Origin of the sequence: Arthrobacter sp. AL05 (assembly GCF_029960715.1) — a bacterium.
Classification (GTDB): Bacteria; Actinomycetota; Actinomycetes; order Actinomycetales; family Micrococcaceae; genus Arthrobacter.
Genome location: NZ_JASBRC010000009.1, coordinates 130,925 through 146,237 on the forward strand (window position 1 = coordinate 130,925; position 15,313 = coordinate 146,237).

Below are 15,313 nucleotides of genomic sequence, written 5' to 3' on the forward strand. Positions count from 1 at the left end.
TTAGGCTGGGATGATGAGCCTCGACGAACACCGCTACGCGCTGACTGTCCGCTGGACCGGGAACCTTGGCGAGGGGACGGCGTCGTACCGCGGGTATGCACGGGACCACGACATCGAGGTTCCCGGGCTGCCCGTCCTGCGGGGCTCCGCAGACCCGGCCTTCCACGGCGACCGGACCCGTTTCAACCCGGAACAGCTCCTGCTGGCCGCACTCTGCCAGTGCCATATGCTGTCCTTCCTGCACGTTGCGGTGAAGCACGGTGTAGTGGTCACGGCTTATGAAGACCGGGCCGAGGGGCTGATGCGGACCAATCGGGACGGCAGTGGACAGTTTGAGTCGGTCACGCTCAGGCCGCGGGTGAGCACTGCCGAGCCGGTCACGGAGGACGTGATGGCGGACCTGCATACCGCCGCGAACAAGGTCTGCTTCATCGCCCGGAGCGTCAACTTCCCGGTGCTGCACGAGCCGGTCACGGCGCCGGCAGGCCGGCGGGACGTGGTTTCGCCGTAGTTTCCGGATCCAGGTGCCCGCCGGACCCCTGGAGCGCGGCCGGGTAGGCTGCGCGCGCTCTGCTCCGCGGGCAGCCGCTACGGCGCTACTGTTGAACCAGACCAGAGCTTTATGCGCCCGCCGGACGCCGCAACAAGGAGTACTCCCCCGCCGATGATCAGCCTGACCAGCGCCACACCCATCACCGCTCCGGACATCTCGGCCATCAACGTGCCGGGGGTCCTCATCAGTCTGGGGGTCGGCGTCGCCATCTGGCTGGTGGCGTCCGTCGTGATCGGCGGAATCACGAAACGGGTCGCCGCGGGCAGCACATTCTTCAAAAAACCTCGGTTCCGCTGGGTGGCTCCCGCGTTCCGCGCCCTGGACCATGAGCGCAGAGTCCAGCGGGCCAACACAATCGGGGCACTTCTCAGCAGCGTGGCAGGCGTCCTGGTAGCCGTACTCACCGGCGTATACGTGCTTAAGAACCTGAACGTGGACGTCGCGCCGATCCTGACCAGCGTCGGAATCCTCGGAATTGCCTTGGGCTTTGGCGCCCAGCAGCTGATCCGGGACTTCCTGTCCGGCATTTTCATCACCATCGAGGACCAGTACGGCATCGGCGACATCATCGAGACCTCCGAGGTGGTGGGCACTGTGGAATCGATGAACCTTCGGATCACCCGGGTGCGGGCCGAAGACGGCGCCATCTGGTACCTGCGCAACGGCGAAATCCTGCGGGTGGGCAACCGTTCCCAGGGCAATTATGTTCCGCCCGGAAGTCCAACGGCGGACACCGAAGACAGCACACCCCAGCAACAGGCCGGAGAGTAGAGCCATGACAATTCCCAGCGCCGGCGGACCCGGACAGCCCAAGCAACTGCTGCAGAACGATCCGTTCAGCAGGCCGGGCTACACCGACAACTTTTACGATGCAGTGGGCGGCCACAAGACGTTTGTTAAGCTCATTGATGTCTTCTACGACGGCGTCGCATCGGATCCATTGCTGCGGCCGATGTATCCGGAGGAGGATCTGGGCCCTGCCCGGCGCCGTTTCCTGATGTTCCTCGAGCAGTACTGGGGCGGCCCGACGACGTATGGCGAGGAACGCGGGCACCCCCGGCTCAGGATGCGGCACCAGCCCTTCCGGGTCACCCCGGAGGCCAAGGACCGCTGGCTGCATCACATGCGCTCCGCGGTGGATTCCCTGGACCTCCCGCCGCTGCACGAGGGGACGCTGTGGGACTACATGGAGCGGGCAGCACTGTCCATGGTGAACAGCCCGTCCGAATCCTGAGCTGCGCCCGGCGGACGCCGCAGAACGAGCCGTGGCTAACGAGCCGTGGCTACTGACGGTCCTAGAGTCCTGAACCGGAGCGGGCCAGGACATGCCCCCGGGCCCCGCTGAGCCGGAACCAGCGCCCGGACCGGTAGAGCTGCTGCCCGCCGTCGGCGAGGAAGCCGAGGGTGAGGGCCGCAAACGCGGCACCCAGCGGCAGTCCGCCGGCTCCCTCCAGCTCCCGGCCCCAGACAGTGGCGCGGGCGTTGTTGACGATCAAGGCGCCGGGCTGGTCCGGGATGATGGCTGCAATCTCACTGATACCGGCCTCGGCGGACCTGCGCAGGGCGGAATCAGACAGGGTGGCCACGGCCTCCCACCCCGTGCGGGGAGCGCCGACGCCGGCCCACGATTCGGTAACGGTGACCGGCGGCAGCGGGAGCTCGACGTCGTCCTGGCCCGCGCGCGCCAGCCGATCCAGCACCGCGGAGATTGGGACGGTGACGTCAGTGTCCGCCGGCTGCGCCAGGGCCATGGTACGCAGGCCGAGGATCGTCGGTGTAGATTCGCCCAGCAGCCGTGGCCGCAGCACACACACGTAGGCGGCGAGCACCCGGCCGGAGGCCTGGAGGCGGATGGCACCGTCGTCAATGGACTTGGCGCGGGCCGCGAAAGTGCGCAGGTCAGCGAGATCGCGGGGATCGGTGAACTGCAGGGGCAGGGTGAGTACGTCAGACACAATATCGACTCTACCGGCTGTGCCTCGTTGGGACCGCGGCGGAGGGACGTCTAGAGTCAAACCATGACTGAAGCCGAAGCCGGATTGCAGGGACCACCGACACAGGACCCCACCTCCTCGCTCCTCCAACTGCTGAACCTCGGAGAGCTGGAGGGTGCCCGGACAGATGAGGACATCTTTATGGGCCCTTCCCAGCAGCAGCCCAGGCACCGGGTGTTCGGCGGCCAGGTACTCGCACAGTCGCTGATCGCCGGAAGCAGGACGGTGCCCGACGGGCGCGGCGTGCATTCCATGCACGGCTACTTCCTGCGGCCGGGGGACGCTAACAAGCCGATTACCTTTGGGGTCCAGCGCCTCAGGGATGGACGATCGTTCTCAGCACGGCGGGTGCACGCGTACCAGGAGGGCATGCCCATCCTGTCGATGATCGCGTCGTTCCAGGACCCGGATGAAGGGATCGAACACCAGTCCGAGATGCCGTCCGGCATCCCTGCCCCGGAGTCGCTGCCGAGCACCGCTGACCTGTTGGGAAAGTTCGATCATCCGGTGGCGCGCCACTGGGCCTATGAGCGGCCTTTTGACATCCGTCACGTTGACCCTGCCCTCTACGTTTCGGCCAAGGGCGAAAAAGCCCCGCGCAATGCCGTCTGGATGAAGACGTTTGGACCTATGCCGGATGATCCGGAGCTGCACCGCGCCGCGCTTGCCTACGCGAGTGACTACACGCTGTTGGAATCGATCCTCCGCAAGCACGGGATGAGCTGGATTACCCCCGGGATGTCCGTGGCCAGCCTGGACCACGCGATGTGGTGGCACCGGCCGGTCCGGGTGGACGAGTGGCTGCTCTACGTGCAGGAATCCCCCAGCGCCCAAAGCGCCCGCGGCCTGGCCACCGGCAAGATCTTCAGCCGTGACGGCCGCCATGTGGCAACCGTGGCGCAGGAGGGCATGATCAGGGTTCCCACCGACCTCAAGAGCAAGGTCAAGGGGGCCGTCCAGACCAAGGTCCTGGAGCACCAGATGCGCAAGGCTGAACGCGGCTGATGCAGGGATGACCATGGCCGGCTCCCCGCGGGGAGCCGGCCATGGTCATCCGTGCAGTGCGGCGCTGGCCTAGTCGCGGGTGAGGCGACGGTGGGTCACGCGGTGCGGCTTGGCTGCGTCCGCGCCCAGGCGCTCGACTTTGTTCTCCTCGTAGGATTCGAAGTTGCCCTCGAACCAGTACCACTTGGAGGGGTTCTCCTCGTCACCTTCATAAGCCAGGATGTGGGTGGCCACCCGGTCCAGGAACCAACGGTCGTGCGAAACCACAACGGCGCAGCCCGGGAATTCGAGCAAAGCGTTTTCGAGGCTGCTGAGGGTCTCGACGTCGAGGTCGTTAGTGGGCTCGTCGAGCAGCAGCAGGTTTCCGCCCTGTTTAAGGGTCAGTGCCAGGTTCAGGCGGTTGCGCTCGCCACCGGAGAGCACCCCGGCCTTCTTCTGCTGGTCCGGGCCCTTAAAGCCGAAGGCAGCAACATAGGCGCGGGACGGCATTTCAACCTGGCCGACCTGGATGTAGTCGAGTCCGTCCGAGACAACCTCCCAGAGGGTCTTGTTCGGGTCAATACCGCCGCGGCTCTGGTCCGCGTAGGAGATCTTGACGGAGTCACCGATCTTCAGCTCGCCTCCGTCGAGGGGCTCGAGCCCGACGATGGTCTTGAACAGGGTGGTTTTTCCGACGCCGTTGGGGCCGATAACACCGACGATGCCGTTGCGCGGCAGGGTGAAGGACAGCCCGTCGATCAAGGTGCGGTCCTCGAAGCCCTTCTGCAGGTTCTTCGCTTCCAGGACGAGGCCACCCAGGCGCGGTCCCGGCGGAATCTGGATCTCTTCGAAGTCCAGCTTGCGGGTGCGGTCAGCCTCCGCAGCCATCTCCTCGTAGCGGGCCAGACGGGCCTTGGACTTCGTCTGGCGGCCCTTGGCATTGGAGCGTACCCACTCAAGTTCCTCGGTGAGCCGCTTAGCCTGCTTGGCGTCCTTTTTGCCCTGGACTTCCAGGCGGGCGCGTTTTTTCTCAAGGTACGTGGAGTAGTTGCCCTCGTACGGGTACAAGTGGCCGCGGTCCACTTCGGCGATCCACTGGGCCACATGGTCCAGGAAGTACCGGTCGTGGGTGACGGCGAGGACGGCGCCGGGGTAGGCCGAGAGATGCTGTTCAAGCCACAGCACGCTCTCCGCGTCAAGGTGGTTAGTGGGCTCGTCGAGGAGCAGCAGGTCTGGCTTCTGGAGCAGGAGCTTGCACAGGGCAACACGGCGACGCTCACCGCCGGAGAGCAGGGTGACGTCTGCGTCGGCCGGCGGGCAGCGGAGGGCGTCCATGGCCTGCTCGAGCTGGGAATCGAGGTCCCACGCATCGGCGTCGTCGATCGCTTCCTGCAACTGGCCCATTTCCTCCAGGAGGGCATCATAGTCGGCGTCGGGATTGGCCATCTCTTCGGAGATGTCGTTAAAGCGCTGGATCTTGCCGTAGATCTCACCGACACCTTCCTGGACGTTGCCCAGGACGGTCTTGTCCTCGTTGAGCGGCGGCTCCTGGAGCAAGATGCCGACCGTGTAACCGGCGCTGAGCCGGGCCTCGCCGTTGGAGGGGGTGTCCAGCCCCGCCATGATCTTCAAAATGGTGGACTTGCCGGCACCATTCGGGCCGACGACGCCAATCTTGGCCCCCGGGAAGAAGGACATGCTCACGTCATCGAGGATAAGTTTTTCGCCAACGGCCTTTCGGGCCTTGGTCATTGTGTAGATAAATTCCGCCATGCCTACAAATCTAGTGGTTCGGCCGGGATAACTCACATCCTGTAGCCCTGGGGTACTCCGTGACGGCGGGCCGGACTCAACCCGGGGTACCAACGAAACAGCGGCCATCAGCGAGGACCGGCAGGACGGACGCCGTGACCGTGCCATTGCGAAGCTGGGCGATGATGCAGTTCCGGTCTACCTGCACGGCAACTTCAACCGCGTCCGTGTCCAGCCCGGTGGGGGTCTTGCTTGCCGTGACCTCTCCACTGTCGGCGGGGAACCCCGCGTCCGTCAGTGCGGTGCGGATCCTTTCCGTCCCGGGCTTCGCGTCGGCCGCGGCGAGCGGCCGAAGGGCTGCTTCGAGCCGGGCTTTTGCGTCCGACAGCGCAGCGTCCGGGGCGGGAATGGTGGTGCCGCCGTGCGCGACGCCGGCTACCCCGGCGGACGGAGTGGCTTCGTCTCCGCCGCCGGATTCCGACGGCGCCGAGCACCCGATCCCAGCCGTGAACACCAGCGCAAGAACCAGGGCGAGCGCACTGGCCCGCGCCGGGACGGATGCTGCGCCGCGGCTGCCGGTTCTGGATCGCTTCACCCGGTCATTCTGGCACGGCCCCGGGGCTGCCGCATTGAACCCGCCAGGGGTTGGCTGCAACACGGCCGTCGCCGCTGCGCCGATGGGTCAGCGGCCGGAGCGTCAGGCGGCGGCCCCTTTCAACTCCCCCGTTTCCTCGTCGAGTTCCTCTACGTCGCCGCTGATTTCGTCGACAAAGACTGCGCGGGAAGCGGGTCCGTCATCCTCGTCCCGCCCTTCGTGGCCTTGGTCCTCCAGCTGCCCACCCTCGGGGCTGCCGTCCGGGAAAGCGGGCGGCGAACCGGAGGGACCCGAGGCCGGCGCCGAGCCATTGGCGGCCGTCCGGATGAAGTTGGCGGAACCCCACATAAGGTCGTGGCCGACTGACTCGGCATCGATCTCGACTGCGTGGTAGATCCGGCCGTCCTTTTCCCAGCTCCTTAACTTTAGCCGGCCCACCACGATGACTCGCTGGCCTTTCTTGATGCTGCAACCGATGTTTCCTGCCAGCTGCCGGTAGCCCTGGACCGTAAACCAGTTGGTGTTGCCGTCCACCCAGGCGTTCGTGGCGCGGTCGTACCGCCGTTCGGTGGACCCGATGCGGAATTTCGCCGTCGCCACCCCACCCGGCGTCGTCGAACTCGTGATCTCCGTGGCGACGAAGCCACGGACCGTGATGTTGTCACTCATGCTCATGTCCTGTCTCGAAATGTTGTGCCTAGCCGACTCCTTCAGCATCGCGCCGGGAAGCGGACTCCGCGAGGAGCAAAAGGGGCCATGTGGAAAACCCGGATCCGGCCCCAGCGGGGTGTCGGCTGCACTGTCCGGGCTACCGGGTGTTCCTGACAGCGGACACTCTGAGGGCACGGTAAACTCGTGGAGGCATCTCCCGGCAGCAGCCGGCAGTTATGCCGTCTTGCCCCAGTAGCTCAGGGGATAGAGCAGCGGCCTTCTAATCCGCCGGTCGGGGGTTCGATTCCCTCCTGGGGCACCAGAGTGCGGCTCTGGCCTGCCGGAACGTTCCGCAGGTCAGGGCCGCACTTTTCGGCAGCGGGCGCGGTTCCGGCACGTCCTCGGCCCGCACACTGGCCAGACGCGCTCACCCCGGCAGCATCAGAGCGGGCGCGGTTCCGGCACGTCCTCGGCCCGCACGTCGACCTTCTGCGATCAGCACACTTAGTATTAGTACACAAGCACGGCGCCAGGCATGACGGCGCGCCCGCACGCAACGAAAGGTACGCCGCCATGACGCAGACACCCCGGGAATTTGATCCCCACGATACCAACGACGCCGGGACCCCCCGCTACCCGGAATCGGCCCCCGCCGCGTCCGGACCGGCGGGGAACCCTGCAGAGCCGCCGGCAACCGGCACCGAACGGGCCTCCGCCCCTGTCACGATTCCGGCCAGCCCCGCGAGGCCGCCGGAACACAAGGACACGCCGCTGCCGCACCAGCCCGAGGCATCGGCGCCCGCCACGGAACCGCGCCGGGTTACCCGTGCGGGTATGGTCTGGGCAGCTGTCGCCGCAGCACTGGTCGTGCTGATCCTGCTCATCGCCTTTATCCTGCAGAACCAGGAATATGTCCTTGTGAAGTTCTTTGGCCTGGAGGGCTCGGTGCCGCTCGGCATTGCACTGTTCATCGCGGCAGTTGGCGGCGGCGTGCTGGTCGCCATCGCCGGAGCCGCCCGCATCATTCAGCTGCGGCTCGCCGCGCACCGCCAGCGCGTCGGCCGACGTGCCGGCACGGGGACGCATACCCGCTGATAACGTCCGGCCCCGGCGACGCAATGCCGGGACTCGCCGTCGTACGCCCCGCCGCCCCGGCTTGCCCGCCACCACCATCTAGGGCCGGGTCAGGATCAGCGGACCGTCTTTTGTGATCGCGACGGTGTGTTCGCTGTGTGCGGCACGGCGGCCGTTGGCCGAGCGAAGCGTCCATTCGTCATCGTCGTGGAAGTACTCATCGTTGCCGCCCAGGATCAGCATCGGCTCGATGGCGATGACAAGACCTTCAGTCAGCTTGATGCCGCGGCCGGGCCGGCCGTCGTTGGGAACGTGCGGATCCGCGTGCATGGTCGTGCCGATTCCGTGGCCGCCGTGGTCTGCCAGCATCCCGTACCCTGCGCGGCGTGATGCACCGCCGACGGCGTAGCCCAGGTCCCCCATCTTGTTGCCGATCCTCGCGGCCTCGATGCCCCGGGCCAGTGCCGCGTCCGTTGCATCAATCAGCGCCTGGTCCGCCGGGTCGGCGGTGCCGACGATAAAGCTTATGGCAGCGTCGCCGCACCAGCCCTCAAGGAACGCGCCGCAGTCCACGCTGAGCAGGTCACCGTCCTGGAGCCGGTAGCCGTTCGGGATGCCGTGCACCACGGCGTCGTTGACGGACGTGCAGATCACGCCGGGAAACGGCACAGCGGCCCACCGTGGCTTGTAGTTCAGGAACGCCGGTGTTGCCCCGGCGGCGGCAATAGTCGCCGCGGCCACCTCGTCCAGTTCCTTCAGGGACACACCAACTGCGGCGGCCTCACGGACGCGCTGCAGCGTGATGGCCACTACCCGGCCGGCTTCGCGCATCAGGGCAATTTCGGCGGGCGTCTTGATCATTGACATGAGCTCCACTCTAGGGCCCGCCGGAGCGTAGCTAAAGTGTCCTTATGGCCACCGCTGAACTTCTGTCCGCGATCCGCTCCCGCCTGCAGGCGGCAGCAGATCCCGCGCGGGCAGCCAGGGCGCAGGCCTACCTGAAGTCCGGATTGCCCTCGCTGGGGGTCCGGGTTCCCGAGATCCGTCGGATCGTCAAGGCAGCCGCCGGCGAACTGCCTCCCGGCTCCCTTGAGGACTTGCTCTCCGGCGTCCTGGAATTGTGGCGCAGCGCAAACTGGCGTGAAGAACGCCCCGCGGCCATCGATCTCACTGGCCTCAAGCTGGCCACCGGTGAGTTGGGCATGCTGCCGGTCTACGAGGAAATTATCCGCAGCGGAGCCTGGTGGGACCTGGTGGACGGAGTGTCGCACCGGCTGTGCGATCTGCTGCAGACACACCCGGGGCAGGTGTCCCCCGCGCTGCGCCGCTGGAGTACCGACCCGGACTTCTGGATCCGGCGCGCCGCCATCACGGCCCAGCTGGGCGCCAAATCCGCAACGGATCGTGCCCTGCTGGCAGCAGTTATCGAGCCCAATCTGGCCGACCGGGAATTCTTCATCCGGAAGGCAATTGGCTGGGCCCTGCGTGACTACGCCGGCACGGATCCGAAATGGGTCCGGGAGTTCGCGGCACGGCACCGCGAAGAGCTCAGCCCGCTCTCCCTGCGGGAAGCCCTCCGGAAGCTTAAATGATCGGGCGGCCGCTGACTGGTTCCTCTGTTTTGCTGAAGAGCAGCTTGGTCTTGGGGTCGAGGAAGATCAGGTACAGGGCAAACAGCAGGGCGATGATCGCCGCGGCATTCCGGGCCAGGGCCAACGCCAGGCCCAGATCGGCTGTCTGCAGGTACGGGAACACTTCCAGCTGGTCCGAGATGGCGTACACCATAAAGAACGACACGATGAAGTAGAGCGCCTTGACCTGCCAGTCGTCCCGGATGCCGGTGAGGGCGAAGAGCGGGATCAGCCACACCACGTACCAGGACTGGATCATCGGGGCGAGGATAACGACGGCGGCGAACGCCAGCGCGAGCCGCCGAATCAGGCGGTCGTAGTCGCCGCGGAAGATCTGCCAGGCGATGATGCCGAGCGCAAGCAGCTTACCGGCGTCGTAGACCCATTTGGCCAGCCCCCAGCCGTCGAGTCCGAAGGCGTTGAAGATCGAGGCGACCACCAGGCCCAGCAGCCCGACCGGGGCGTACCAGATCCAGATGCTGCCCGGCGCGGAGAGGCCGTTAATCCAGCCAAAGCCGAAGCCGTTGACCAGGCTCATGGCGTACAACAGGGCGAGGCTGATGCCGGCGGTGAGCCCCCAGAAAACGAATTTCCGCGGCCAGCCGGCGTTCTTCCCGGCCCAGAGCAAACCAATGAAGGGCAGGAAAACGATGGTGATGGGCTTGACCGAGACGGACAGGGTCACCAGGACCAGGCCGAGGATGACGCGCCGGGTCGCGCAGTAGTACAGCCCGGCCAGGGCCAGACCGATCATCAGGGCGTCGTTGTGGACGCTGGCGATGAAGTTGGTGAGGAAAAGCGGATTGGCGGCGGTCAGCCACAGCGCGCGGTGCGGGTTAACACCGTGGAGTTCGGCGAGCTTGGGCACGTAGACGATGCACAGCACAATCCCCGCCAGCGCGGCAAGGCGGAAGAGCATAATGCTGGCCTCGGGGTGCACGTTGGTGGACCAGACCACAAACTGCTCGATCCAAAGGAAGAGCTGTCCGTAAGGCACCGGCGCCTCGGTCCACATTTTGTCGGCCCCAAGCTGGAAATAGTTCGACAGCGCGGAGATGCCGTTTTCGTAGGGGTTGAAGCCCTCCACCATCAGGCGGCCCTGCCCGATATAGGCGTAGACGTCGCGGCTGAACAGCGGGACCGAGAACATCATGGGCAGCCCCCACAGCGCCACCGCCTGCAGGGTCGCCCTGCGTGCCTGCGCACCCCACACCCGCACGCGCTGGCCAAGCCTGAGCCAGGACCGGACCAGGAGCATCCCGCCGACGGCGAGCAGCACAATGCACAGGCCAACCCCGATTGCTTCGGTGCGCATCCAAATGAACAGCGGGACGCGGCGGAGGTCCGAGGCGGGCGCCAGCCAGCCCACGCCGAGGGAACCGATCGCCATAAAAAGGGAGCCGATGAATCCCGCCAGCAGCGGCGAACGTGCATTGTCAACCTCAGCAACGGCTGCCGCCGGGAACGTGCCGGCAGCCGCTTTCCCCGCCGCAGGCACAGGCGCCGTCATCTCAGGATCGTCCAATCTGTTGTGGGGCTCATTCCACCCGCTGCCGGCCGTTGGAACGGGCCCGGGGCACGCCGCGGAGACAAACAATTCCGTCGCCCGCGTACCCGAAATCCTAGCACCGGACCGCCCGCGGGCGACGAAACGGTAGGCTGGGCGCGTGCCTATATCTAATGAACGCATTGTCTGGATCGACTGCGAAATGACCGGCCTGGACACCAAGGACGACGCCCTCATCGAGGTAGCCGCGCTGGTGACGGACTCTGAGCTGAATATCCTCGGTGACGGCGTCGACGTCGTTATCAAACCCGACGACGCGGCCCTCGCGCAGATGAACGACTTTGTCCGCGACATGCACACCCGTTCCGGGCTCCTGGCGGAGCTGCCACACGGCAAGACGATGGCGGAAGCCCAGGGCATCGTCCTGGACTACATCAGGAAGTGGGTGCCGGATCCCAAGAAGGCGCCGCTGGGCGGCAACTCGGTCGGCACCGACCGCGTCTTCCTGGCCCGGGACATGCCGGAACTGGTGGAGCACCTGCACTACCGGGTGATCGACGTCAGCACCATCAAGGAACTCTCCCGACGCTGGTTCGCCAGGGCCTACTTCCAGTCCCCCGCCAAGCTCGGCGGCCACCGGGCGCTGGGCGACATCCAGGATTCCATTGATGAACTGCGCTACTACCGTGAGGCTGTCTTTGTGCCGGCTCCGGGTCCGGACAGCGTCACCGCACGGCGGATCGCCAGCAGCATCACGGGAACGGCCGGGGAATCCGCTGCCCAGACCCCTTCCGGGCAGCCGGCGACGTAGCCGCTGCGGAGTAATCTGCGCCACGTTTGCGGAAATTTTTGGCGAAAACCCAAAAAGTGGCACAAGCGGCCCCGAAGAGCAGGTAAGCTATTTGTCGTTGCCTTTTCAGCCAGCCGGTCCGCCGGAAGGCATGGCGGGGCACATGGTGGGCGTAGCTCAGTTGGCAGAGCGCCTGGTTGTGGTCCAGGAGGTCGCGGGTTCAACCCCCGTCGCTCACCCTCATCAAGGACGGCAGTAAGTGTCCGACCTTAGACGAAGGCCGTACCGGATATCCGGTGCGGCCTTTGTTGTCTGTCCATGGAACCGTGAACGAAAGGAAACGCGATGAAGCGCACGATTTTTGAAGAAGACCACGAGATGTTCCGTGAGATGGCTGCCGAGTTCAACACCCGGGCCGTAGCGCCGCACTACGCCCAGTGGGACACGGACCACATGATGTCCCGGGCCCTGTGGACCGCCGCCGGTGAACAGGGCCTGCTGGGACTGGCCGTGCCGGAGGAGTTCGGCGGCCTGGGCATGAACGACTACCGCTTCCGCGCCGTGCTGGATGAGGAATTCGCCAGGAGCAACCACCTCGCCGTCGGCCTGGCCTTCCATCTCCACGATGACATGGTCCTCCCCCACCTGCTGGCCTACGGCTCCGAGGAGCTGAAAAGCCGCTGGCTACCCGGCATGGTCTCCGGCGAAACGGTCACCTCGGTTGCCTGGACGGAGCCAGGTGCCGGATCGGACCTCCGCGGCATCCGCACTAAAGCCGTGCGCGAGGGCGATGACTGGCTGATCAGCGGCCAGAAGACCTTCATTGGCAACGGCATCTCCGGTGATGCCGCCCTGGTCCTGGCCCGCAGCGACGGCAGCACCGGCCGCGGAAACCACAACTCCTTCTCCCTGTTTATGGTCCGGAAGGGCGAGGGCTACAACACCGGCAAGCAGCTGGACAAGATGGGGCTGAAAGCCTCGGACACAGCGGAACTGTTCTTCGACAACGTCCGCGTCCCGCACGCCGACCTCGTCGGTGAGGAAGGAAAGGGCCTGCAGTACTGCGCGGAGCAGCTCCCCCAGGGCCGACTGGCCATCGCGGTGGCGAGCTCCGCCGTCGTGCGTGCCGTTTACGAGTCGACCGTGCAGTACACCAGGGACCGCAATGCCTTCGGCGAGCGGATCATCGATTTCCAGAACAGCCGCTTCGAATTGGCCGACATCCTCACCGAGGTCGAGGTCACCGAAACGTACGTTGACAGGGCCATCCAGGCCTTTAATGCCGGAGAGCTCGACGCCGCGACCGCCGCACGCGCTAAACTCTGGGCGTCCGAGCGGGCAAAGTCCGTCACGGACCGTTGCCTGCAGCTGCACGGCGGCTACGGCTACATCCTGGAATACCCGGTGGCGCAGGCCTACCTCGCCGCCCGGCTGCTGACCATCTTCGGCGGCACCAACGAAATTATGCGCGACGTCGTCGGCCGCACCATCGCCGGCTGACCCGCCACCACTTAGCACAGAGGAACGTTTCTGACATGACAGTTCTGCCCATTACGATCTGGGGCGAGCCCGTACTGCACCGCCGGGCAGCTGAGGTTGCAGCCTTCGACGACGAGCTCCGGACACTCATCGCGGACATGTTCGAGACCAACGACGCCGCCAACGGCGTCGGTCTCGCCGCGCCCCAGGTCGGCGTCGGCAAACGGCTCTTTATCTACAAATACGACAACGACGACGGCGCCCCGCCGTCCGGCGCCGTCGTCAACCCGGTGCTGACCCTCTCGAAGATTTCCGGCGCGCTGCCGGATCCGGACGAGGAGGAGGAAGGCTGCCTGTCCTTCCCCGGCGGGCAGTATCCGCTGAAGCGGGCGGAATGGGCCCGGGTACAGGGCTTCGACGGCGACGGCAACCCCGTTGATTTCGAGGCGACCGGCTGGTTCGCGCGCGTGATCCAGCACGAATTCGACCACCTCGACGGGAAGTTGTACGTCAACAAGCTGATCGACCGGTATTCGCGCCAAGCCAAGAAACAAGCCAAAAAGAGCGGCTGGGGCGTCCCTGGCCTGACCTGGATGCCCGGTGTGGATCCGGACCCCTTCGGGCATTAGGGCGGCCTGCGCGAAGGTGTCCGCCGGTCTCCCGACCTTTGCGCCCGGGTCCGGTATTGCACCGGCGGTTCCCGGCCGGCACGCCAGTGCGGCCGGCCAATGTTGGGCAAACCCGGCGGCGTGGCCCCCTGGCAGCCCGAGCCGCAGCCTTAGGAAACGGGTTTGGCTGGTGTGCCCGTGCGGCCGAACCGCGGCGGCAGGACCAGGAGGAACATGATGGCTGCGATCACCACGGCGGCGGCGTAGATCGTGACCAGATGCGTCGCAAGCGGGGCCCCGTTGTACATGGTGACTCCGACGGCCAGCAGGGCGACGGCGAGCACCACCACGGCAAAAAACTGCTGCCGCCGAAGGCCGGCAAGAAGTAACGCCGCAGGCACCACATACCAGAGTATGCTCGCCGTGCCCATTGCGTTGATCTGGGCGATCACGGGTGCCGTGCCGGGTATTGCCGCGACGACTGACCCGAAAAACATCGCACCGCAATGAAGTACCAGGCCCGCGACTCCGGCCACCGCAAGCACCAGCTCACCCGGAGTGACGCGCCGGGCCAGCCGGGCATGCGGGACTGCCGGGGCCAGAAGCCGGATTACCAGCAGCACACCGGCGATCCCGGCAAGGCTTAACAGAAATTCATTCGACATCCTCCCAGCCTACCGAGCCGCCCCGGCCGGGCATCAGCCGCTGCGGCCCGCCGGCTGTGCCCCGTTAGCCGTGCCCGGACTTCAGCAGGATGGCCGCATGATCGGGAACGTAGCGGAACAATTCCCGTGGCGGCCGGGTGTAGTTGACCGCCCGCGGCCGTTCCGGCAGCGTCACGGGCTCCGTCCGAACCTCGGTGTAGTCGATCCCGGCGAGCAGATGGGCGATCATGTTGATCCGGGCCCGGCGCTTGTCCTCGGCCTCGACTACATACCAGGGCGAGTCGGCGGTGTCCGTCTGCATAAACATGTCGTCCTTGGCCCGTGAATAGTCTTCCCAACGGAGGATCGCTTCCCGGTCCATCGGCGAAAGCTTCCATTGCCGCATCGGATCATCCAGACGCGATTTGAACCGGCGTTCCTGTTCCGCATGGCTGATCGAAAACCAGTACTTGAACATCAGAATACCGTCCTGGATCAGCAGGCGTTCAAAGACGGGGCATTGGGCCATAAAACGCTTGTGTTCCGCTGGCGTACAGAATCCCATCACATGTTCGACGCCGGCTCGGTTGTACCAGGAGCGGTCCATCAGGACGATCTCCCCGGCCGCGGGAAGATGCTCCACATAACGCTGGAAATACCATTCGCCGCGCTGCCGGTCCGTCGGGGCGGGCAACGCCACAATCCGGGCAACCCGAGGATTCAGGTATTCGGTCACCCGCTTGATGGCGCTGCCCTTGCCGGCGGCGTCGCGTCCCTCGAAAATCACCAGGACTCGCGCTCCGGTGCTGCGGACCCATTCCTGCAATGAAACGAGTTCAGCCTGGAGCCGGGACAGCTCGGCCTCGTAGACGCCGAGCGGCAATCGCCCGGAGTGTCCGGCGGCATCTCCCTTGGCTCGCTTGCGATCATCCTGTGACGTGCCGGAGCCAGCCTTGCCGCCGCCGGCCTTGCGATGTGCCATGGTCCCCGTTCCACCTTCCGCGGCGGGATCTCCTGCCGCGTGCCCTGCCGTGCCCATTCTTGCCGAGCA

At 65.8% G+C, this 15,313-nt stretch carries 17 protein-coding genes and 2 tRNA genes; 11 read left to right on the forward strand and 8 right to left on the reverse strand.

The genetic code is table 11. The annotated features are described in order from the left end of the window. The first annotated feature begins 13 nt into the window (after nt 1–13). From QK287_RS12565 to QK287_RS12575, 3 genes are all read left to right on the forward strand, one after another. Nucleotides 14–511: an OsmC family protein gene (locus QK287_RS12565; protein ID WP_282360280.1), complete on the forward strand. Its 498-nt coding sequence runs from the start codon at nt 14–16 to the stop codon at nt 509–511. A 153-nt stretch (nt 512–664) separates the two neighbouring features. Continuing rightward, nucleotides 665–1,324: a mechanosensitive ion channel domain-containing protein gene (locus QK287_RS12570; RefSeq protein WP_226774925.1), complete on the forward strand. Its 660-nt coding sequence runs from the start codon at nt 665–667 to the stop codon at nt 1,322–1,324. A 4-nt stretch (nt 1,325–1,328) separates the two neighbouring features. Continuing rightward, nucleotides 1,329–1,787, forward strand: coding sequence for a globin (locus tag QK287_RS12575; protein WP_282360281.1), 459 nt, complete (start codon nt 1,329–1,331; stop codon nt 1,785–1,787). Between the two features lie 61 nt (nt 1,788–1,848). Here the strand turns inward: QK287_RS12575 and QK287_RS12580 are convergent, their stop codons facing one another. After that, nucleotides 1,849–2,508, reverse strand: coding sequence for a hypothetical protein (locus QK287_RS12580; RefSeq protein ID WP_282360282.1), 660 nt, complete (start codon nt 2,506–2,508; stop codon nt 1,849–1,851). Nucleotides 2,509–2,571: 63 nt separating this feature from the next. On the opposite strand from QK287_RS12580, the gene QK287_RS12585 reads away from it, so the two are divergent. After that, nucleotides 2,572–3,552, forward strand: coding sequence for an acyl-CoA thioesterase II (locus QK287_RS12585; protein WP_282360283.1), 981 nt, complete (start codon nt 2,572–2,574; stop codon nt 3,550–3,552). A gap of 69 nt (nt 3,553–3,621) precedes the next feature. Here the strand turns inward: QK287_RS12585 and ettA are convergent, their stop codons facing one another. The 3 genes from ettA to QK287_RS12600 all read right to left on the reverse strand — a co-directional run bounded on the left by ettA (nt 3,622) and on the right by QK287_RS12600 (nt 6,547). Further along, entirely contained in the window at nt 3,622–5,304 is a 1,683-nt protein-coding gene (gene ettA, locus QK287_RS12590; protein ID WP_226774929.1) for an energy-dependent translational throttle protein EttA, read from the reverse strand. Nucleotides 5,305–5,380: 76 nt separating this feature from the next. After that, complete coding sequence (locus QK287_RS12595) at nt 5,381–5,878, reverse strand: hypothetical protein (RefSeq protein WP_282360284.1); 498 nt, start codon at nt 5,876–5,878, stop codon at nt 5,381–5,383. Between the two features lie 102 nt (nt 5,879–5,980). Next, complete coding sequence (locus QK287_RS12600) at nt 5,981–6,547, reverse strand: single-stranded DNA-binding protein (protein ID WP_282360285.1); 567 nt, start codon at nt 6,545–6,547, stop codon at nt 5,981–5,983. A 228-nt stretch (nt 6,548–6,775) separates the two neighbouring features. On the opposite strand from QK287_RS12600, the gene QK287_RS12605 reads away from it, so the two are divergent. Then, nucleotides 6,776–6,851, forward strand: a tRNA-Arg gene (locus QK287_RS12605). Between the two features lie 251 nt (nt 6,852–7,102). After that, entirely contained in the window at nt 7,103–7,624 is a 522-nt protein-coding gene (locus tag QK287_RS12610) for a lipopolysaccharide assembly protein LapA domain-containing protein (RefSeq protein ID WP_282360286.1), read from the forward strand. Between the two features lie 78 nt (nt 7,625–7,702). Here QK287_RS12610 and map read toward each other — a convergent pair whose 3' ends face one another. Then, nucleotides 7,703–8,470, reverse strand: coding sequence for a type I methionyl aminopeptidase (map, locus tag QK287_RS12615; protein ID WP_282360287.1), 768 nt, complete (start codon nt 8,468–8,470; stop codon nt 7,703–7,705). Between the two features lie 44 nt (nt 8,471–8,514). Between map and QK287_RS12620 the strand changes: the two genes are divergently transcribed. Beyond that, the gene (locus QK287_RS12620) at nt 8,515–9,195 is read left to right on the forward strand and encodes a DNA alkylation repair protein (RefSeq protein ID WP_282360288.1); all 681 of its coding nucleotides are present in this window, start codon (nt 8,515–8,517) and stop codon (nt 9,193–9,195) included. On the opposite strand, the gene mptB is transcribed toward QK287_RS12620, so the two are convergent. Further along, nucleotides 9,188–10,744 carry a polyprenol phosphomannose-dependent alpha 1,6 mannosyltransferase MptB gene (gene mptB, locus QK287_RS12625; RefSeq protein ID WP_282360289.1) on the reverse strand — a complete coding sequence of 519 codons (1,557 nt, stop codon included), beginning with the start codon at nt 10,742–10,744 and terminating at the stop codon, nt 9,188–9,190. The two genes, QK287_RS12620 and mptB, sit on opposite strands and share 8 nt — an antisense overlap. Before the next feature lie 157 nt (nt 10,745–10,901). On the opposite strand from mptB, the gene orn reads away from it, so the two are divergent. From orn to def, 4 genes are all read left to right on the forward strand, one after another. Next, a complete protein-coding gene (gene orn / locus QK287_RS12630; protein WP_282360290.1) occupies nt 10,902–11,552 on the forward strand; it encodes an oligoribonuclease in 651 nt (216 codons plus the stop codon). A gap of 145 nt (nt 11,553–11,697) precedes the next feature. Continuing rightward, nucleotides 11,698–11,770 (forward strand) — tRNA-His (locus tag QK287_RS12635). 106 nt (nt 11,771–11,876) lie between these two features. Then, complete coding sequence (locus QK287_RS12640; RefSeq protein ID WP_282360291.1) at nt 11,877–13,031, forward strand: acyl-CoA dehydrogenase family protein; 1,155 nt, start codon at nt 11,877–11,879, stop codon at nt 13,029–13,031. 35 nt (nt 13,032–13,066) lie between these two features. Next, nucleotides 13,067–13,639, forward strand: coding sequence for a peptide deformylase (gene def, locus QK287_RS12645; RefSeq protein ID WP_226774938.1), 573 nt, complete (start codon nt 13,067–13,069; stop codon nt 13,637–13,639). Between the two features lie 149 nt (nt 13,640–13,788). Here the strand turns inward: def and QK287_RS12650 are convergent, their stop codons facing one another. Together QK287_RS12650 and ppk2 are read right to left on the reverse strand one after the other, a co-directional pair. Continuing rightward, the gene (locus QK287_RS12650; RefSeq protein WP_282360292.1) at nt 13,789–14,283 is read right to left on the reverse strand and encodes a hypothetical protein; all 495 of its coding nucleotides are present in this window, start codon (nt 14,281–14,283) and stop codon (nt 13,789–13,791) included. A gap of 64 nt (nt 14,284–14,347) precedes the next feature. Next, nucleotides 14,348–15,145, reverse strand: a complete 798-nt coding sequence (gene ppk2 / locus QK287_RS12655) for a polyphosphate kinase 2 (protein WP_253033561.1) — start codon at nt 15,143–15,145, stop codon at nt 14,348–14,350. Nucleotides 15,146–15,313 lie beyond the last annotated feature (168 nt).